Source organism: Streptomyces xantholiticus (assembly GCF_014651015.1).
GTDB classification, from domain to species: domain Bacteria; phylum Actinomycetota; class Actinomycetes; order Streptomycetales; family Streptomycetaceae; genus Streptomyces; species Streptomyces xantholiticus.
In genome coordinates, this window is sequence record NZ_BMWB01000011.1 from 121,112 (window position 1) to 140,139 (window position 19,028).

General features: G+C 69.7%; 16 protein-coding genes and 3 pseudogenes. 7 read left to right on the plus strand and 12 right to left on the minus strand.

All coding sequences use genetic code 11. The features are described from left to right. Positions 1-66 precede the first annotated feature (66 nt). From IE198_RS18415 to IE198_RS18425, 3 genes are all read left to right on the plus strand, one after another. The gene (locus IE198_RS18415; RefSeq protein ID WP_189887820.1) at positions 67-1,461 is read left to right on the plus strand and encodes a class II fumarate hydratase; all 1,395 of its coding nucleotides are present in this window, start codon (positions 67-69) and stop codon (positions 1,459-1,461) included. Between the two features lie 70 nt (positions 1,462-1,531). Next, positions 1,532-2,263 (plus strand): cytidylyl-2-hydroxypropylphosphonate hydrolase, encoded by a 732-nt coding sequence (fomD, locus tag IE198_RS18420; RefSeq protein ID WP_189887822.1) that lies wholly within the window; start codon positions 1,532-1,534, stop codon positions 2,261-2,263. Between the two features lie 334 nt (positions 2,264-2,597). Continuing rightward, on the plus strand, positions 2,598-4,496 hold the full coding sequence (locus IE198_RS18425) for a SpoIIE family protein phosphatase (protein ID WP_189887824.1): 1,899 nt from the start codon (positions 2,598-2,600) through the stop codon (positions 4,494-4,496). Between the two features lie 134 nt (positions 4,497-4,630). On the opposite strand, the gene IE198_RS18430 is transcribed toward IE198_RS18425, so the two are convergent. Continuing rightward, positions 4,631-6,874, minus strand: a complete 2,244-nt coding sequence (locus IE198_RS18430) for a transglycosylase domain-containing protein (RefSeq protein ID WP_189887826.1) — start codon at positions 6,872-6,874, stop codon at positions 4,631-4,633. 236 nt (positions 6,875-7,110) lie between these two features. Between IE198_RS18430 and IE198_RS18435 the strand changes: the two genes are divergently transcribed. Then, positions 7,111-8,058 (plus strand): SPFH domain-containing protein, encoded by a 948-nt coding sequence (locus IE198_RS18435; RefSeq protein ID WP_373299887.1) that lies wholly within the window; start codon positions 7,111-7,113, stop codon positions 8,056-8,058. After that, positions 8,055-8,300 carry a type II toxin-antitoxin system antitoxin gene (locus IE198_RS18440; RefSeq protein WP_189887830.1) on the plus strand — a complete coding sequence of 82 codons (246 nt, stop codon included), beginning with the start codon at positions 8,055-8,057 and terminating at the stop codon, positions 8,298-8,300. The genes IE198_RS18435 and IE198_RS18440 overlap by 4 nt, the downstream gene beginning before the upstream one ends. A gap of 310 nt (positions 8,301-8,610) precedes the next feature. Here the strand turns inward: IE198_RS18440 and IE198_RS35280 are convergent. From IE198_RS35280 to IE198_RS18450, 3 genes and pseudogenes are all read right to left on the minus strand, one after another. Next, positions 8,611-8,745, minus strand: a pseudogene (locus IE198_RS35280) (ABC transporter ATP-binding protein); the annotation flags it as partial. Between the two features lie 12 nt (positions 8,746-8,757). Then, positions 8,758-8,969: pseudogene (locus IE198_RS35285) on the minus strand (PadR family transcriptional regulator); the annotation flags it as partial. 204 nt (positions 8,970-9,173) lie between these two features. After that, positions 9,174-10,109, minus strand: coding sequence for a LysR substrate-binding domain-containing protein (locus IE198_RS18450; RefSeq protein WP_189887834.1), 936 nt, complete (start codon positions 10,107-10,109; stop codon positions 9,174-9,176). Positions 10,110-10,250: 141 nt separating this feature from the next. Here IE198_RS18450 and IE198_RS18455 point away from each other — a divergent pair, with 141 nt between their 5' ends. After that, positions 10,251-10,805, plus strand: a complete 555-nt coding sequence (locus tag IE198_RS18455) for a peroxiredoxin (RefSeq protein ID WP_189887836.1) — start codon at positions 10,251-10,253, stop codon at positions 10,803-10,805. 3 nt (positions 10,806-10,808) lie between these two features. Next, positions 10,809-11,342, plus strand: coding sequence for an alkyl hydroperoxide reductase (locus IE198_RS18460; protein WP_189887838.1), 534 nt, complete (start codon positions 10,809-10,811; stop codon positions 11,340-11,342). Between the two features lie 108 nt (positions 11,343-11,450). Here IE198_RS18460 and IE198_RS35290 read toward each other — a convergent pair. From IE198_RS35290 to IE198_RS18495, 8 genes and pseudogenes are all read right to left on the minus strand, one after another. Then, positions 11,451-11,766: pseudogene (locus tag IE198_RS35290) on the minus strand (hypothetical protein); the annotation flags it as partial. A 5-nt stretch (positions 11,767-11,771) separates the two neighbouring features. Then, positions 11,772-12,233, minus strand: a complete 462-nt coding sequence (locus IE198_RS18465; RefSeq protein ID WP_189887840.1) for a hypothetical protein — start codon at positions 12,231-12,233, stop codon at positions 11,772-11,774. Between the two features lie 13 nt (positions 12,234-12,246). Then, on the minus strand, positions 12,247-12,612 hold the full coding sequence (locus tag IE198_RS18470) for a hypothetical protein (RefSeq protein WP_229834063.1): 366 nt from the start codon (positions 12,610-12,612) through the stop codon (positions 12,247-12,249). 306 nt (positions 12,613-12,918) lie between these two features. Then, complete coding sequence (locus IE198_RS18475) at positions 12,919-13,671, minus strand: hypothetical protein (protein ID WP_189887842.1); 753 nt, start codon at positions 13,669-13,671, stop codon at positions 12,919-12,921. Continuing rightward, positions 13,668-15,008, minus strand: a complete 1,341-nt coding sequence (locus IE198_RS18480) for an AI-2E family transporter (RefSeq protein WP_189887844.1) — start codon at positions 15,006-15,008, stop codon at positions 13,668-13,670. The genes IE198_RS18475 and IE198_RS18480 overlap by 4 nt, the downstream gene beginning before the upstream one ends. Positions 15,009-15,167: 159 nt before the next feature. Further along, on the minus strand, positions 15,168-15,860 hold the full coding sequence (locus tag IE198_RS18485) for an aggregation-promoting factor C-terminal-like domain-containing protein (RefSeq protein ID WP_189887846.1): 693 nt from the start codon (positions 15,858-15,860) through the stop codon (positions 15,168-15,170). Positions 15,861-16,286: 426 nt separating this feature from the next. Then, a complete protein-coding gene (phoH2, locus tag IE198_RS18490) occupies positions 16,287-17,603 on the minus strand; it encodes an RNA 5'-3' helicase PhoH2 (RefSeq protein WP_189887848.1) in 1,317 nt (438 codons plus the stop codon). Between the two features lie 582 nt (positions 17,604-18,185). Next, positions 18,186-18,947: an isoprenyl transferase gene (locus IE198_RS18495; protein WP_189887849.1), complete on the minus strand. Its 762-nt coding sequence runs from the start codon at positions 18,945-18,947 to the stop codon at positions 18,186-18,188. Positions 18,948-19,028: the final 81 nt, after the last annotated feature.

A 19,028-nucleotide genomic window follows, 5' to 3' on the forward strand; every position in this document is an offset into this window, starting at 1 on the left:
CGGGTAGCGCAGTTGGGAATAGACAGAACGAGACAAGTGCTCAACTTTTTCAGGAGGTACGACACGATGAGCGACGCGAGCGAGTACCGGACCGAGCACGACTCCATGGGCGACGTGCGGGTCCCCGCCCACGCCAAGTGGCGGGCACAGACCCAGCGTGCGGTCGAGAACTTCCCCGTCTCCGGTCAGCACCTGGAGCGCTCGCACATCGAGGCACTCGCCCGTATCAAGGCCGCGGCCGCGCAGGTCAACGCCCAACTCGGCGTGCTCGACGAGGACATCGCCCGCGCGATCGCGCAGGCGGCGGAGGAGGTCGCGGAGGGACGATGGGACGAGCACTTCCCGGTGGACGTCTTCCAGACCGGCTCCGGCACCTCCTCCAACATGAACACCAACGAGGTCATCGCGACCCTGGCCACCGAACGGCTCGGCCGCGACGTCCATCCCAACGACCATGTGAACGCCTCCCAGTCGTCCAACGACGTCTTCCCCTCCTCCATCCACATCGCGGCGACCGCGGCCCTCATGCGCGACCTGATCCCCGCACTGGACCACCTGGCCTCCTCGCTGGAGCGCAAGGCCACCGAGTTCGCGGCGGTGGTGAAGGCCGGCCGTACGCATCTGATGGACGCCACCCCCGTCACCCTGGGCCAGGAGTTCGGCGGGTACGCGGCGCAGATCCGTTACGGGATCGAGCGGTTGAAGGTCTCGCTGCCGCGCCTCGCCGAACTGCCCCTGGGTGGCACGGCCGTGGGCACCGGCATCAACACGCCGCCCGGGTTCTCCGCCGCCGTCATCGCCGAGGTGGCCCGCGCGACCGGACTGCCGCTGACGGAGGCCCGCGACCACTTCGAGGCGCAGGGCGCACGCGACGGGCTGGTGGAGACGTCCGGCCAGCTCCGTACGGTCGCGGTCTCGCTCACAAAGATCTGCAACGATCTTCGCTGGATGGCCTCCGGACCGCGCACCGGTCTCGCCGAGATCGCCCTCCCCGACCTCCAGCCCGGCTCGTCGATCATGCCGGGCAAGGTGAACCCGGTGATCCCCGAGGCGGTGCTGATGGTCACCGCCCAGGTCACCGGCAACGACGCCACCGTCGCGGCGGCCGGCGCGGCCGGGAACTTCGAACTCAACGTCATGCTCCCGGTGATCGCCAAGAACCTGCTGGAATCGGTCAGGCTGCTGGCCAATGCCTCGCGGCTGCTGGCGGACCGCACCGTCGACGGCATCACCGCCGATGCCGAACGGGCCCGTGAGTACGCGGAGTCCTCCCCCTCGGTCGTCACCCCCCTCAACAAGTACATCGGGTACGAGGAGGCGGCGAAGGTCGCCAAGAAGTCGCTCGCCCAGCGCCGGACCATCCGCGAAGTGGTGCTCGAGTCGGGCTATGTGGAGCGCGGGGAGCTGACCCTGGAGCAGCTGGACGAGGCGCTCGACGTGCTGCGCATGACCCACCCCTGAGGCCGGATCCGTGACACGGCCGGTGACACGTGTCGCAGCGTGGATCCCGGCGAACTCCTAAGATCTGCTCATGACAGGCACGGGAGGCCCGGCACGCGACACGGGCAGGACGGACCAGCGCAGGACGGACCCGGAACGCAGGGCACTTTGGGAGCCCGGGGACCACATCCTCTGGCGCTACCGCGGCCATGCGCCGGCTCCGGCGGGCGGCGCTGCCTTCCACATCTGCCGGCCCGTGACGGTCGTCCAGGACACGGACGAACTGCTCGCCGTGTGGATGGCCCCCGGCACCGAATGCGTGAAGCCGCAGCTCGCCGACGGCACGCCGGTCCACGAGGAGCCACTGGCCACCCGCTACACCGCACCGCGCACCACCACCCGCGCCCGCTGGACCGGCAACGGCGTGCTGAAGTTGGCCCAGCCCGGCCTGCCCTGGTCGGTGTGGCTCTTCTGGGAGCACGGCTGGCAGTTCCGCAGCTGGTACGTCAACCTCGAGGAGCCGCGCACCCGCTGGTCGGGCGGCGTCGACTCGGAGGATCATTTCCTCGACATCTCCGTCTACCCGGACCGCAGTTGGCTGTGGCGGGACGAGGACGAGTTCGACCAGGCGCAGCGGGTCGGCCTGATGGACGCGCGGACCGCGCGGGCCGTGCAGGAGGCGGGCCGGGCGGCGGTCGAGGTGATCCGCTCCTGGGGCGCGCCGTTCTGTGACGGCTGGGAGCACTGGCGACCGGACCCGGGCTGGCGGGTACCGGTCCTGCCGGCCGACTGGGACCGCCTTCCGGGGCGTCAGGCGGCCTGATTCGAGCTCCGTGGCCGGTTCCGGACGGGATTACGCTCCCGCTTGTACGACCTCGTGAGACTCTTGATGCGCCCCCTGGGGTCAAACGTAGGATCGTCGTCCGCAAGGCTGCGCCGTACGAGGGAGCAGGAGCAGAGGGCCCTGACCGCAAGTCATCGACCAGTCACAGAGCGTCCAGTCACCCAGCATCTCGGACGAGACACGAGTCAGTCACAACAGGGGGTTGAGCTGTGCCGGAAGCCCGCCACCCTGTCGACGTCACCCCCAGAGCGGGTATACCGCCCCTCGAGGCGATTGCATCGCACAACCGGCCCGGATGGACGGAATCCCACGCGTGACGGAGCATCCCACCTCCCACGAAGGCCGGCAGCCGCTCGCTGCCCGGCCCCAGGAACGCACCCGGCCGCGGGCGCAGGCGGCCGGGGCCTCTCCCGCGCCCGCCGGGCCGCCGCCGAAGCCTCAGCCGCAGACTCAGCCCCAGGTGCACGCAGCTCAGTTGCAGGCCCAGGACATCGCGGGAACGGCGAGACGCGAGGGCGACCGGCTGCGGTTCGTGGGAGCGGCGACGCGGCGGATCGCTCGCGGCATCGACCTCGACGAGATCGTCCTCGGCCTGTGCCGGGCCACGGTGCCGACCTTCTCGGACGCGATCCTCGTCTATCTCCGTGACCCGCTGCCGGTGGGCGACGAGCGGCCGATCTCCCCGTTCGTGCTGCGCCTGCGCCGTACCGACAGGCTGCGTCTGAACGCGGACGACGCGGACCAGGGCGTCGCCGGTGCCATGCCGCTGCTGGAGGCGGGGATCGACCCCGTACCGGCCCCCGAGCTGTGCGAGGTCCGCTCCGGGGGGGCACTGTCCGAGGTGCTGCGCGGGGTGCGGCCGGTCTTCGGCGACTCCGCCGCGGCCCGCGCTGCCCTGCCCGAGCTGCTCGGCGACGGCCGTTCCGTGCCGACCGGCCACCGCGCGATACTCGCCCCGCTGCGCGGCCGCCGCCGGGTGATCGGCGCCGCGGTCTTCCTGCGCCGCCCCGACCGGCCCGCCTTCGAGCCGAACGACCTGCTGGTCGCGGCCCAGCTGGCGACCCACACGGCGCTCGGCATCGACAAGGCGGTGCTGTACGGCCGCGAGGCGTACATCGCCGACGAGCTGCAGCGCACGATGCTGCCCGACTCCCTGCCCCAACCGACCGGTGTACGGCTCGCCTCCCGCTACCTTCCGGCGGCGGAGACGGCCCGCGTGGGCGGCGACTGGTACGACGCGATCCCGCTGCCCGGCAGCCGGGTCGCTCTGGTGGTCGGCGACGTCATGGGCCACTCCATGACCTCCGCCGCGATCATGGGCCAGCTGCGGACCACGGCCCAGACGCTGGCCGGCCTGGACCTGCCGCCGCAGGAGGTGCTGCACCACCTGGACGAGCAGGCCCAACGGCTCGGCACCGACCGCATGGCCACCTGCCTGTACGCGGTCTACGACCCGGTCTCGCACCGGATCACCATCGCCAACGCGGGACACCCGCCGCCCATCCTGCTGCACCTGGGCGGGCGGGCCGAGGTGCTGCGGGTGCCCCCCGGCGCGCCCATCGGCGTCGGCGGCGTCGACTTCGAGGCCGTGGAGCTGGACGCCCCGGCCGGAGCGACGCTGCTGCTCTACACCGACGGACTGGTCGAGTCACGGCTGCGCGACGTGTGGACGGGCATCGAGCAGCTCCGTGAGCGGCTCGCCGACACCGCGCAGCTCACCGGCCCGGACCACTCGCCGCCGCTGGAGGCCCTCTGCGACGACGTGCTCGACATGCTGGGCCCCGGCGACCGCGACGACGACATCGCGCTGCTCGCGGCCCGCTTCGACGGGATCGCGCCGAGCGACGTCGCCTACTGGTTCCTGGAGCCGGAGGACGCGGCGCCGGGCCGCGCCCGCCGCCTCGCCCGCCGGGCCCTGGCCCGCTGGGGCCTCGAGGAGCTGTCCGACTCGGTGGAACTTCTGGTCAGCGAGGTCGTCACCAACGCCGTGCGGTACGCGGAGCGGCCGGTGACACTGCGGCTGCTGCGCACCGATGTGCTGCGCTGCGAGGTCGGCGACGATTCACCGCAGCTGCCCAGGCAGCGGCGGGCGCGGGACACGGACGAGGGCGGCCGCGGCCTGTTCCTGGTGAACCGCCTCGCCCGGCGATGGGGCGCGACACGGCTGTCCACGGGCAAGGTCGTCTGGTTCGAGCTGCCGGCCCGCGCGTAGGCGGCCACCCGCAGGGCGATCCACCGTGGTGTCGCCGAGGCCGGTGAAGGTCAACGGCGGCCGACTCCGCACACGGCGGCGCCCGCACCCAGGTCCTCGGGTGCGGGCGCCGCCGTGTGTGTCCTGACGGCCGCTCAGGGATTCAGCGGGCGGCGTTCCTCGTCCCGGTTCGCTTCGTCCTCGCCGTCGCCCGTCTCGACCGGCGGGGTGAAGGTCCCCGTCGGCGGTGTCAAGGTCGGCGTGATCGGCGCCTCGTCCGTCGGGGCCGGGTCCCCGGTCCCGGTGTCCGTCGGCGTCGGGTCCGGGTCCTCGCTCTCGGTGCCGGTGTCCGTCGGCGTCGGGTCCGGGTCCTCGCTCTCGGTCCCGGTGTCCGTCGGCGTCGGGTCCGGGTCGGGGGCGGCGATCTCCGCCACGTCCAGGTCGAACTCGGCGTCGGAGCCGCCGTTCAGCGCGCCCACCGTGTAGTCGGCCCAGATCCTGGCGGGGAAGCCTCCACCGTTGGCGCGGCCGGCCTCGGCCGTGCCGGTGAGGGAGACCTGGCCACCGCCGTCCTTGGGCGACTCACCGAACAGAGCGACCACGGTGGTGAGTTCGGGGGTGAAGCCCGCGAACCAGGCGGACCGGTTCTTCTCCGAGGTGCCGGTCTTGCCGGCCGCCTCGTAGGCACTCGACTTCGCCGCGATGCCGGAGCCGTTCTTCACCACGCCCGTGAGGCCAGCGGTCACGGTGTCGGCCGTCTCGCGGCTGATCACCTGGCTGCCGATCGGGTCCTGGACCTCGAACTCCCGGTCCTTGTGCTCGGCCTTCGCGACGATCGTCGGAGTGACCTTCTTGCCGTGGTTGTCGAGGGTGGCGTAGACACCGGCCATGTCCCATGTGGAGGCGCCCATGGTGCCCAGTGCGATCGCGGGGCGCTCCGGGAAGTTGACGTCGGGGACGCCCAATTCGAGCGCTGTCTCCTTCACCTCGTCCAGACCGACGTCGACGGCCATCTGCGCGAACGCGGAGTTGATGGACCGGTTGAGCGACGTCTGCACGGTGACGGGGCCATAGCTCTTGTCGAGGTCGTTCTGCGGCGCGAAGGAGGTGTCACTGCCTTCGACCGGGCGCTTGCTGGTGCCGTCGTACATCGTGTTGAGGCCGATCGGGTCGCCGTCCTGCGTCTCGGACTCGTTCTCCAGGGCGGAGGCGAACACCACGGGCTTGAAGGTCGAGGCGGGCTGGTAGTCGCGACGGGTGGCGTTGGAGAGCCAGTGCTCCGTGGCGTCGACCCCGCCGTACAGCGCCACGACCTTCCCCGACTCCGGGTCGACGGAGGTGGCGCCGGCCTGCACGGTGGCGTCGACCTTGCTGCCCTTGCGGTCGAGCTCGTCCTCCAACTGCTCCTGGACCGCCCTCTCCAGTTCCTTCTGGCGCTTGGAGTCGATGTTCAGGGTGAACGTCCAGCCGCCGGCGTCGATGTCCGCCTCGTCGAGCCCCTGGCGTATCAGTTCCTTCTTGGCGGCGTCGACGATGTACCCGACCTGGCCGCCGAGGCCGAACGCAGCCTTCGGCGCCTTGGGAACGGGGAACTTCAGCCCGTCGCGGGTGCTCTTGTCGAGCCAGTTCTCCTCGACCATGTTGTTCAGCACGTAGTTCCAGCGGTTGGTCACCGCCTCCTTGGTCTCGTCGGAGGCGACCGCCCAGTCGAAGCGGCTGGGGGCCTGGACGAGCGACGCGAGGTAGGCGCCCTGGGAGACGTTCAGCTGCTCGGCGTCGACGCCGTAGTACGCCTGGGCGGCGGCCTGGATGCCGTACGCGTTGCGACCGAAGTAACTGGTGTTGAGGTAACCGGCGAGGATCTCGCTCTTCTCCTTGTTCCGGTCCACCTTCAGCGAGATCACCAGCTCCTTGAGCTTGCGGGTGACCGTCCGGTCCTGGGTCAGGTAGTAGTTCTTGACGTACTGCTGGGTGATCGTCGAGCCACCCTGCTTGCCCTGACCGGTGACGGTGTTCTTCAGGCCGCGAACCGTGCCCTTGATGTCGACGCCGGAGTCCTCGAAGAAGGTCTTGTTCTCGGCGGCGACGAAGGCGTACTGGACCTCCTTGGGGATCTTGGACAGGCCGACGATCTCGCGGTTGACCTCGCCGGTCCGGGCGAGGATCTTGCCGTCGCTGTCCTTGTAGACGTTGCTCTGCAGCTTCGCGTGCGCGTTCGCCTCGGGGACCGGGACGAGCATGTAGGCCACGAAGAACGCGCCCATCGCCAGCAGGCACAGGCCGAAGAACGTGCCGAGGATCTTCCTGAAGGTGAAGAAGCGGCGTATGCCCGAGGGCCCGGATTTCTTCGCCCGGCGCGCACCGCGCTGCCGGGCCTGTCGCGCTTCCGCTCGGCCCATCGCTTCGTCGCTCCGCTCTGTCGGCTGTGGGTGTCTGTCCGGAATCAGCTCAGAAAGTTAACACCGGTCATGCAGACAAAGAGGCATCGATCCGCCCTTTTCCGGACGTGAGAATCAGCACCTCGTGTCATGGGAACCGACTCACGAACGGCACACAGGGTTGCCACATACGATAAAGTGATATCACTCTGCTAGGGACCCGCAGAGGCGTACGAGACACAGAAACGGGGATGTCCATGCCTGCCACCAGCGCGATCGACCACGACAAGGGCCCGGCCGACGTACCGGAGATGCCACAGCCGCGGGTGCGCGAGTTCTCCGCCCACAGCATCGGAGGCGGCCTCGCCCTGCTGCTCGGACTGCTCGGACTGGCCGCCGGGGTGGCACTCGTCGTCACCGCGACGGCATTCGACTCCGCCGGCTCCAAGGCCGTACTGATCGTCCTCGGCATCCTGATCGGCATCGCCGCGTTCCTCGCCATGTGCGGCCTCAACATGGTCGCGCCCGGTGAGGCCCGCGTCGTCCAGCTCTTCGGCCGCTACCGCGGCACGATCCGCACGGACGGGCTCCGCTGGGTCAACCCGCTCACCTCACGGGCCAAGATCTCGACCCGCGTACGCAACCACGAGACGGCCGTACTGAAGGTCAACGACGCGTACGGCAACCCCATCGAGCTGGCCGCGGTGGTGGTGTGGAAGGTCGAGGACACCGCCCAGGCGATGTTCGAGGTGGACGACTTCCTCGAGTTCGTCTCCACACAGACCGAAGCGGCGGTCCGGCACATCGCCATCGAGTACCCGTACGACGCTCATGACGAGGAGGGCCTGTCGCTGCGCGGCAACGCGGAGGAGATCACGGAGAAGCTCGCCGCCGAGCTGCACGCGCGGGTCGAGGCGGCCGGTGTCCACATCATCGAGTCCCGTTTCACGCACCTCGCCTACGCACCCGAAATCGCCTCCGCGATGCTGCAGCGCCAGCAGGCGGGCGCTGTCGTGGCCGCCCGGCGCCAGATCGTCGACGGCGCGGTGGGCATGGTCGAGGCGGCCCTGGTACGGATCGCCGAGCAGGACATCGTCGAACTGGACTCCGAGCGCAAGGCGGCGATGGTGTCCAACCTGATGGTGGTGCTGTGCGGCGACCGGGCGGCACAGCCGGTCCTCAACACGGGCACGCTCTACCAGTGACACCGCCGCCCCCCTCCGAGCGCAAACAGGTACTGCTGCGACTGGACCCGGCGGTCTACGAGGCGCTGGCCAGGTGGGCCGGGGACGAGCTGCGCAGCACGAACGCGCAGATCGAGTTCCTGCTGCGGCGGGCGCTGGCCGATGCGGGACGGTTGCCGGGCGGTGCGCGGCCGATCACCCGGCGGGGACGCCCACCGAAGACGCCACCGGCGGGGCCGGGGCCGGGGGACGCGACGCCGTAGGGCCGGGCCGCCGTCGGGGGGGCCGCCGCGCGGAGTCGTTCCCCCGCCCGCACTCCCCCTCCCCTGCGCCTGGCGGCGTTGGCGGTACCCCGTCCCGAACGGGGGCAAGGCCCGGATGCCGTACCGTCCTTCGAGCGTGTCCGGGGCCGCCGGACGGGCTGACTGCGCGGCGAAACCCAGCTTCGCCGGCGGTGGCGGCGCGGGCAGTCCGCCGCAGGTGGCGCCCCACCCGCCGTCACTTTGCCCGTAGGTCCTCCGGCCGCATCAGACGCCACAGCAACGGCAGGCGCAGCAGCATCACCGCCGGCGTCAACAGGGTCGACGTACCCCGAGCCGGAGGGCCCATGAGGGCGACGACCTGCCGGGGGTGGATGGAGAACGCGGCACCATCGAGCGCGGTGGTCGCACCGAAGGACTTGAGCGGCTCGCCGGCGACGAGCGGCGAGCGGCGAGAACATCACGCGCGAACCTCCGCGGCGAGCTGGTCGAGCCGGGCGGCGGTCGGATCCAGCCGGCGCAGATCGGCTTCGAGACGGAACAGCGCGTGGTCGCAGATTGAGCTGGTCGGCGCGGGCGCTCGCGGTCGGCGAGGACGCGCATCAGACGCAGATGTTCGGCGCGCCGGGCGTCCAGGATGCCGGCGGCGGCGCGGCCGGTGAGCAGCGCGAGCCCTGGCGGCCGTGGGCGCGGGCACCTCCTCAGCCGCCAGGCGCAGGGGGAACACTCTCGGCGAGGCCGGTCTCACGGCGCGTGATCCAGCCCCGGTACGGCACCCCGGGCACCGCCCGAAGCGGGGCCAGGCCCGGAAACTTCCGCCCACACACGCGGCGGAGCCGCAATTCGGCACAGCGGGAAGGCAGGCGGAAACGCCCCTCAAGCAGCCACCCGCACGGGAAGCGCCCGCATCGCCTCCCGCAACGCCACCGCGAACTCCTCGAACTCGCCGCCCCTCGCCGTCCCCGACCGCATCGCAAGGGCGATACGCCGCGACGGGGCCGGGTCCGTGAACCAGCCGGTCTGGAGGCGGCCGGCGCGGCCCGTCTCGACGTCGACGGCCGTGCGCGGCAGCAGCGTGACGCCGAGGCCGCCCGCAACCAGCTGGACGAGCGTGGCCAGACCGGCGGCCGTCGTCGTCACCGGGGCGCCCTCCGTGCGGCCGGCCTCCCGGCAGATGTCGAGCGCCTGGTCCCGCAGGCAGTGGCCCTCGTCGAGCAGCAGCAGATGCAGCTCGCGCAGCGCCTCGCGCGGGATGTCGTGGCGGCCGCCGAGCCAGTGGTCCTCCGGCGTGACCAGCACGAAGTCCTCGTCGAAGAGGGGAAGTTCGGTGACGCCCGGCACGCCCAGCGGCACCGCGAGCAGCAGCAGGTCCAGCCGTCCCGCCGACAGCCCCTCCAGCAGGGAGGAGGTCTGCTCCTCGTGGACCTGGAGGTCCAGCTCCGGGTACCGCTCGTGGACCAGTTTCAGCACAGTCGGCAGCAGATACGGCGCGACCGTCGGGATCACCCCCAGCCGGAGCACACCCGTGAACGGGGCCCGTACCGCTTCCGCCTCCTCCATCAGCAGACCGACGGCATCCAGCACGGCCCTGGCCCGTACCGCGAGCCGTTCACCGGCCGGCGAGAGGAGCACCTTACGGGTCGTACGCTCGAGGAGCTGGACACCGAGTGCCTCCTCGAGCGCCGAGACCGCGCCGGAGAGCGCCGGCTGACTCATCCCGATTGCTGCCGCCGCGTCCCGGAAGTGCAGATGCTCGGCCACAGCAGCGAAGGCGCGCAGTTGTGCGAGGCTCGGCTGTTTGACCCTGTTCATCGATACCACTGATAACTACCTCCGATCGCCATGACCGAGTCTAGCTATTTCCGCGATCAATGCCCCCTGTGCCACTATCAAGATCCGTCCAACCCCACCGGATGACCCCAAAAGGGAAATCCTGTTCCGCAAGGAGAGCGCGTGCTCACTGTCGGTGACCAGTTCCCCACGTTCGAGCTGACCGCCTGCGTCTCGCTGGAGAGCGGCAAGGAGTTCGAGCAGATCAACCACAAGTCCTACGAGGGCAAGTGGAAGGTCGTGTTCGCGTGGCCCAAGGACTTCACCTTCGTCTGCCCGACCGAGATCGCCGCGTTCGGCAAGCTGAACGAAGAGTTCGCCGACCGTGACGCCCAGATCCTCGGCTTCTCCGGCGACTCCGAGTTCGTCCACCACGCCTGGCGCAAGGACCACGCCGACCTGCGTGACCTGCCCTTCCCGATGATGGCCGACTCGAAGCACGAGCTGATGCGGGACCTCGGCATCGAGGGCGAGGACGGCTTCGCCCAGCGCGCCGTCTTCATCGTCGACCCGAACAACGAGATCCAGTTCACCATGGTGACCGCCGGCTCCGTCGGCCGTAACCCCAAGGAGGTCCTGCGGGTGCTGGACGCCCTGCAGACCGACGAGCTGTGCCCGTGCAACTGGAGCAAGGGCGAGAACACCCTCGACGCCGTCGCGCTGCTGGCCGGTGAGTGACCCATGTCCCTCGACGAGCTGAAGGCCGCCGTACCGGACTACGCCAAGGACCTGAAGCTGAACCTCGGCTCGGTCATCGGCAACAGCGAGCTTCCGCAGCAGCAGCTGTGGGGCACCGTGCTGGCCTGCGCGATCGCTTCCCGTTCGCCGCGGGTGCTGCGTGAGCTGGAGCCGGAGGCGAAGTCCAACCTCAAGCCGGAGGCGTACGCCGCTGCCAAGTCGGCCGCCGCGATCATGGCGATGAACAACGTCTTCTACCGGACCCGGCACCTGCTGTCGGACCCGGAGTACGGGACGCTGCGCGCCGGTCTGCGGATGAACGTCATCGGCAACCCGGGCGTGGAGAAGGTCGACTTCGAGCTGTGGTCGCTCGCCGTCTCCGCCATCAACGGCTGCGGCCAGTGCCTGGACTCGCACGAGCAGGTGCTGCGCAAGGCCGGTGTGGACCGCGAGACGATCCAGGAGGCCGTCAAGATCGCCGCGGTGATCCAGGCCGTGGGTACCACGCTGGACGCCGAGGCCGTCATGGCCGAGTAGTAGCGACCAGGAACAAGGCTGAGCAGGGGCCCGCCGAACCGGACACGGTCGGCGGGCCCCTCACATGCGGAGCCCCGCCGCCTGCGGGGCTCCGTTCGAGCAAAGGATTCAGGCTTGCTGGGCAGCGAGCCGCTCGGCGGCCTTGCGGCGCGCGGCTGGAGGGGGTCCACGAGAACACCCGAGCCTCGGCCGGGCGTATAGGTCCAGCCGCGGATCTTCGCCCCGACCTTGATGAGACGCTCGTCGCCCGGCGGCACGTCGATGTAGAACAGCGACTCGTCCGGCTTGCTGTCGTCGCCGCCCCAGCGCACCACGCCCTCGCACTCTGCCAGGAGTCCCGGACGACCAACTCCTCCATGGGACAGAAGCCCCCGCGAGCCCCGGAAGGATACGAGCCCGGCCGGATCCGTACCGCCGTACCGGACACGGTCACTTGTTGGTCTCCTCATGCTGGTTGTGGGAGCGCGCAGCGAGTGTCAGGGCAGCGGCAGTTACTCCGAGGATGCCTGTCGCAGGATTCACGTAACCGGGCACCACAGCCTCGTACGTCTGCCCGGTCGTGACACGGCACCTGAACCGCAAGGGAATGAAGGAGTACTCATATCCGTCGACGTACGTGGCCTGCTCCGCTTTCAATCTCTCTCTGCACGCCAGGGCTTGGCTGCTCTCATCCAGGAACAAGAGGTGCAGTACGCCGCAGGCGTACACGCCGACCGCACATGCCCAGGCCATGAAAGCAGCGCCCTTGAGGGCTGTGTGCCTTGTCCGCCTGGCGCCCCGACGGGTCAGCAACACCACTCCACGGACGGCGAGCCACGGTGTGACGACGAGACCCGCCATACTCAGAAGGAGCACGAGGCCGATGTAGACGTCGCTGGAAGCGTCTGTCATGCGATGGAGCTTGTCAGACGTTCCGGGAGATGGAGTTGTACTTCTCCATGATCTGGCACAGCGCCATCCTCTGCTTGGCGTGGGGTGTGGCCTCCGAGTCGGCCGGCCCCTGGTACCGGCGCAGAATCTGGAATATCTCGCTCTCCGTGTAGTCCAGGCGCATGGGGCGCAGGAGCTTCTCTTCGAAGATGTTGCCCGGGGCCCCGTCCGCGTTCCACATGTGGATCAGCGGGACGGTGGGTATGGCGAACTGGTCGTCATCCATACAGTCCCGCCATATCACCACCGCCCGGAAGCACACCTCGTGCGTATGCGACCTGAAGGCCCCGTCATTGGGGAAGCCGATCGACTCCATGTACTTGCCGACGTCCGTCTGCATGGCGGTGAGAACGGACGAGTTGAGGCGGGTGTCCGGGAGGGGGCCACGGGGCGGGTCGAACGAGTTCTGCCCGGTGTCCCGCCCCGAGGCGATGTTCCTCCCATCGCCGCGCCGCCGTGTGCCCGCGGCGCTGGGGGCGCATGGAAAGCCTTTGCCACTGACGAGAAGGGAATTCCTTGGCTGGAACCGGACGCAACCCTGTTACACCGCACGGAGCGTGATCCAGCTCCGGTTGCGGGCACTGCGCCCGACAGCGGGGCACTTGATCACCGATGCTGCTGACGCCTGTCAGGCCGACCCGATGCGTCAGTTCTTCAACTTGACGATCAGCGCTCTCATGTCCTCGACCAGCAGCGGCTCGACCTCGGAGAGATCGACCGCGGGCTCTCCCGACTCCCCGTCCCAGTAGCTGGTGAGCGAAAGCCTCAGGACCGCCTGCCCGTCCAGCACTTCCAGCTGGATTCCAACACCCTCACTGTCCCGGAGCACGAACGCCTGCTCCCCCAGACCGTCGACGCGGCGGATCACGCTCTGCTCGCCGAACATGTCGCGCCGTGCCTTGACGTTGCCCTCGAACTCGGGGCCGGGGTCGGTCTTCTTGTGCAGGGTGTAGCCGACCGACACCGAGGGCAGCGAGCCCATCTCGTTCCCGTCCTCGTCCACCGGGATCTCGTACCCCTTCGGCTCGAGGTCGGTGTCGCACACCGCCTCGTCGAGGGTCCGGTGCGTGCTGTCCCAGGCCGATCCCCGTTCATCTCCCGTACGTTCGCCGATGGCCGCCGTCAGGGCCTTCAACTCCGCGTCCAGACAGAGATCCCGGCTGGTCCGGTAGCCGCCGAGGTCCGGGTCGGCGGTCCCGTACACGTACAGCCCGCCCGCCCACACCGCCGACGCGACGGCCGCGCCGCCGAGGGCCCACAGCCACGCGGGGCGTGGCGGGCGACGCGGAGCGGCGGGCTCGCCGTCCGCCGCCACCAGGTCGTCGGACGACGGCCGCTGCGAGGGGAATTCGGCCGCGCCGAAATGCCCCTCGGGCACCATTTCCGGTTCCGAGATCACTGCTGTCCCTCCGATGCCGGGGGCTGCTCGGGCGCGTCCGGCGCTGGGCCGGCCGCCGCGTCGAGGGAGGTCGACCCGTGCGGCGGCGGCGAGTGTCTCAGCGCCTGCTCCCTGCCGTACACGTTCAGATAGCCGACCACCGTGTTGGTCACGGCCACCAGCGGCACCGCGACCACCGCGCCCCCGATGCCGGCGACCAGGCCGCCGCACGCGACGGCGAGGACCACGGCGAGCGGATGCACCCGCACCGCGCGGCCGAGGATGAACGGCTGCAGCACATGGCCCTCGAGCTGCTGTACGGCGAGGACCACGACCAGCACCATCAGGGCGGTGAACACGCCCTGGGTGACCAGCGCGACGACGACCGCGAGAGCGCCGGAGACCACCGCGCCGACGAGCGGGATGAAGGCGAAGAGGAAGATGAACACGGCGAGCGGCACGGCCAGCGGGACGTCGAGGAAGTAGATCCCGAGGCCGATGAAGATGGCGTCGATCAGCGCGACTATCACCGTGCCCCTCACATAAGCGGTCAATGTGCGCCAGGCGCGCGGGCCGGCACCCGCCACTCCCGGGCGCGCCTGTGACGGGACGAGCTTCAGCACCCACTGCCACACCCGCTTGCCGTCGTACAGCAGGAACAGCGTGGAGAACATCGCCAGCAGTATCCCGGTGAGCACCTCGACCATCACGGTCACGCCCTGCAGACCGGCGGTGGTGATCTCCTCCGTGTTGGTGCCGATCGTGTCGCTGAGGTTCTCCGCGATGTCGTTGATCTGGCTCTCTGTCACATGGAAGGGGCTGTCGAGCAGCCAGCGCTTCAGCTCCTCGATGCCGTCCCTGACCCGGTCGGAGAGGTTGTCCAGGTTCTCCATGACCTGCCAGACCACGAACCAGCCGACCAGCCCCATGACGACGAAGCCGAGGATCGCCGTCCCCGCGGTGGCGACACCCCGCGGCAGGCCGAGCCTGCGCAGCCGGGCCACGGTCGGCTGGAGCATCGCGGTGACCAGCAGAGCCGCCACGAACGCCAGCACCACCAGCTGCACGGCGCTGATGACCCTCATCAGCACCCAGAGGGTGCCCGCCAGTACGAGCAGTCGCCAGCCCGCCTCGGCCGCCACCCGCATGCCCCACGGGATCGCGGCGACCGGGTCGGGCTTCGCCGCCACCGCGGGTGCGTAGGAAGGCGGCGGCGGAACACTCTCGGGCGGCGCTACGGCGTCGGGCAGGTCACCGTCGGCGTCCACCGCGCCCTCGCTGCGGCGCTCTTCCAAGCGCTCTCCCATCCGGGTCAGCTCGGCGCCCACTCGGCCGAGCCATCCTGGAACCTTCGACATGATGCTTCCTCTTCCCCCGCCGCTCTCCCTTGTGCCCTCAGGGGCACGGGTGTGGCACCGCCCGGGAGTACCGGATGCCGACCGTACACGCACGGAGCCCCTCACCGTAGGACGGTGAGGGGCTCCGGAAAGTTGAGCGACCGGCGAACCGGTACCCGACTAGTACCAGTTGTTCGCCTGCCAGAACGACCAGGCGCCGCACGGGCTGCCGTAGCGGCTGTCCATGTAGTTCAGGCCCCACTTGATCTGGGTCGCCGGATTGGTCTGCCAGTCGGCACCGGCCGAAACCATCTTTGAGCCCGGAAGTGCCTGCATCAAGCCGTAGGCACCGGAAGACGGGTTCTGCGCCCGGTAGTTCCAGCTCGACTCGTGGTCGACGATGTTGCTGAAGCACTGGAACTGATCGGCGGGCACCATCTGGCGCGCCATCGCCTGGACCTGCGCGACCGTGTAGGACGACTGCGCGGCGAAGCTGGACGCGTCGCGGACGGCGTCGCGGTTGGCGCGCGCCTGCGCCTCCTCGCGAGCCTTCTCCGCACTCTCCTCGGCGGCTGCCTTCTTCGCCTCGGCGGTCTTGGCGGCCTGAATACGGGCCGACTCCTCGGCGGACTTCTTCGCGGCCGCATCCGCGGCGGCGGCCTGGGCGTCGGCCTGCTGCGTCAGGGACGACACCTGGATCTGGGCCTGCTCGCCCATGGGAATGTCCGCGAGGAGCGTCGTGTCGGCAGCGGTCGCCTCGAGGTTGTCGCCCGAGGGCTGAGTGTTGCCCGACGCGACGCCGACGACGGCGCCGACGGTGGTGACCGCAGTAGCCGAGGCGACTGCGAATCCCCGGACCGAGATCCGGCTCACACGGTTTCCTTCCAGCATGCCCGCTTAGGTGACCTCGCGAGCGCAATCGTGCCCCTGGCGCTGGCCTCCCCATTGATCGGGTCACGGGAGGCGCGGGCCCGGTGGGCATCTCCCCGGGGGGAGATGCCGCGTTGTGCTCGCGGGCGGCATGCGACGGACAGGTCTTGAGTTGTGTGTTGCTGTGCACCGGTTGTGGTGCGGATGTGTCGCATGCGGGGCCTGACGGAAGCAAGACTCTGCCGGAAGCCGACACCGCAAGGCAATTCTTCGTTGCGTGTGAAAGCTCACACCCCGTTTGCGCCTGGGGTTTTGCCGAAAACGGCGGACAGTGCGACGCCGCCCGGCTACGCTCTTGCGCTTTGCCGGGCGGCGTCAACTGGCTTGCCCCTTTTGCCGGATAGGCCGAGGGCTCCTACCTGGGCAAATCTATCCATCCTCCAGCATTTCGGTCACCAGTGCGGCGATCTGCGAACGCTCGGAGCGGGTGAGGGTGACATGCGCGAAGAGCGGATGCCCCTTCAGTTTCTCGACCACGGCGACCACTCCGTCGTACCGGCCGACCCGCAGATTGTCCCGCTGGGCCACGTCATGCGTGAGGACGACCCGGGAATTCGCCCCGATACGGGACAGAACGGTGAGCAGTACGTTCCGCTCCAGCGACTGGGCCTCGTCGACGATGACGAACGCGTCGTGCAGGGAACGGCCCCGGATGTGGGTGAGCGGCAGAACCTCCAGCATGCCGCGGTTGAGGACCTCCTCGATGACCTCACGGCCCGCCACCGCGGAGAGGGTGTCGAAGACCGCCTGCGCCCACGGGCTCATCTTCTCGGCCTCGGTGCCCGGCAGATAGCCGAGCTCCTGCCCGCCCACCGCGTACAGCGGCCGGAAGACCATCACCTTCTGGTGGTGTCTGCGCTCAAGGACCGCCTCCAGGCCCGCGCACAGCGCCAGCGCCGACTTGCCGGTGCCGGCCCGGCCGCCCAGCGACACGATGCCGACCTCCTGGTCCAGCAGCAGATCGAGCGCAATGCGCTGCTCGGCACTGCGGCCGTGGATGCCGAACACCTCGCGGTCGCCGCGCACCAGACGGACGTTGCCCTCGGCCGTGATACGGCCCAGCGCCTTGCCGCGCTCGGACTGCAGCACGAGACCGGTGTGCACGGGCAGGTCGGCCGCCTCCGGCACGTACAGCGTCTCCTCCCCGTACAGCAGATCCACCTGTTCGGCGGACAGGGGCAGCTCGGACATACCGGTCCAGCCGGTGTCGGTGATGGCGAGCTCCGCGCGGTACTCCTCCGCGAGCAGGCCGACCGAGGACGCCTTGATACGCAGCGGGAGGTCCTTGGACACGACCGTCACGTCGTACCCCTCCGCCTGCAGATTGCGCGCGACCGCCAGAATCCGCGAGTCGTTGTCCCCCAGCCTGAAACCGGCCGGCAGCACGCCGGGATCCGAGTGGTTGAGCTCGACGCGGAGCGTGCCACCGAGGTCGCCGATCGGCAGAGGCGCGTCGAGACGGCCGTACCGGACCCGGAAGTCGTCCAGCAGGCGCAGCGCCTGACGGGCGAAGTAGCCGAGCTCCGGATGGTGCCTCTTGGCCTCCAGCTCCGTGACCACCACGACGGGGAGCACGACCTCGTGCTCGTCGAAGCGGCTCATGGCGTTCGGATCCGCCAGCAGGACGCTGGTGTCGAGAACATAGGTGCGCCTGTCGTTCATACGGCGCTTTGTGCTGTTCACCACGGAAGGACGTACCCCCTCGGACGAGGTCGGGGTGCGACGGCGTCGCGGGCCATGGGTCCACCCGCCGAAGCGGGCGACGGGCCGGGCTCAGGCCACGATGCGCGGACCGAGCGCCGGCCCTCCGCGTGGTCCGCACCGTTGGTGCAGTCCTTCGTGTGCAAAGGGCCTCCCGGGTGAGCGGTGTGGGCCGCTCACTGAGATACGACGTTCGTGGATCGGACGTCGACCTGCAAGTGGTATTCCCTCGAACAAGTGCGGCCATGCCAGGACGTGGGGCGTCGCGTCGATGAACAGGGGGTGACGTGGGCGCGGGCGGTCCGCCGCGCGGGGCCACGCCCCACGCCGCCCCTTCCCGAAACCGGCTCTGCCCGGACCCGTTCACCGCAGTGCGTGCGGCGCTTCAAGGGCTCCGCCCCCCACGGTCCCCGCGCCTCAAGCGCCGGAGAGGCTGGATTTCGCTCGCGATACCAGCCCGTCCGGTGTTTGAGGACACCGCGCGAAGCGGTTATGGAGGTGCGGGGCTTGACCCGGTTTCGGGAAGGGGCGGGTCGGGGAACCAGGGCGGCCGCAGGCGACAGGCGGTCAGGAGCCGTAGCGCCGATGCCGCGCCGCGTAATCCCGCAGCGCCCGCAGGAAGTCCACCTTCCGGAACGCCGGCCAGAAGACCTCACAGAAGTAGTACTCGGAGTGCGCGCTCTGCCAGAGCATGAAGCCCGACAGCCGCTGCTCCCCACTCGTGCGGATCACCAGGTCGGGATCCGGCTGGCCCCGCGTGTACAGGTGCTCCGAGATGTGCTCCACGTCGACGATCTCGGCGAGCTCCTCGAAGCTCGTGCCCTTCTCCGCGTGTTCCAGCAGCAGCGACCGCACCGCGTCCGCGATCTCCTGGCGGCCGCCGTAGCCGACAGCGACATTCACCAGTATTCCGGACACGTCCGCCGTGGCCTGCTCGGCTTCCTTCAGAACGGTCTGCGTGTGTCCGGGCAGCAGGTCCGGCGTGCCGACGTGGTGCACGCGCCAGCGCCCGTCGGCGGCGAGGTTGCGGACGGTGTTCTCGATGATGCCGAGGAGGGGGGTCAGCTCTTCCGCCGGGCGGTCCAGGTTGTCCGTGGAGAGAAGCCAGAGAGTGACGACCTCGACGTCCGTCTCCGCGCACCAGCCGAGCAGCTCGGAGATCTTGTCGGCACCGGCCTGGTGTCCCTGTGCGGCCGTACCGCCCGACGCCTTGGCCCAGCGGCGGTTGCCGTCGAGGATCACGCCGATGTGCTTGGGCACCTGGGCATGGTCGAGGCGGCCTTCCACCCGGCGTGCGTAGAGCCCGTACACCAGGTCGCGCAGGTTCACTGTTCTTTCACCCCTCCGTGCGGCAGTCCCCGAAGCCGCAACAGTACTGCGGCCCGGTCACAGCGGCCCAACCCGGTGTGT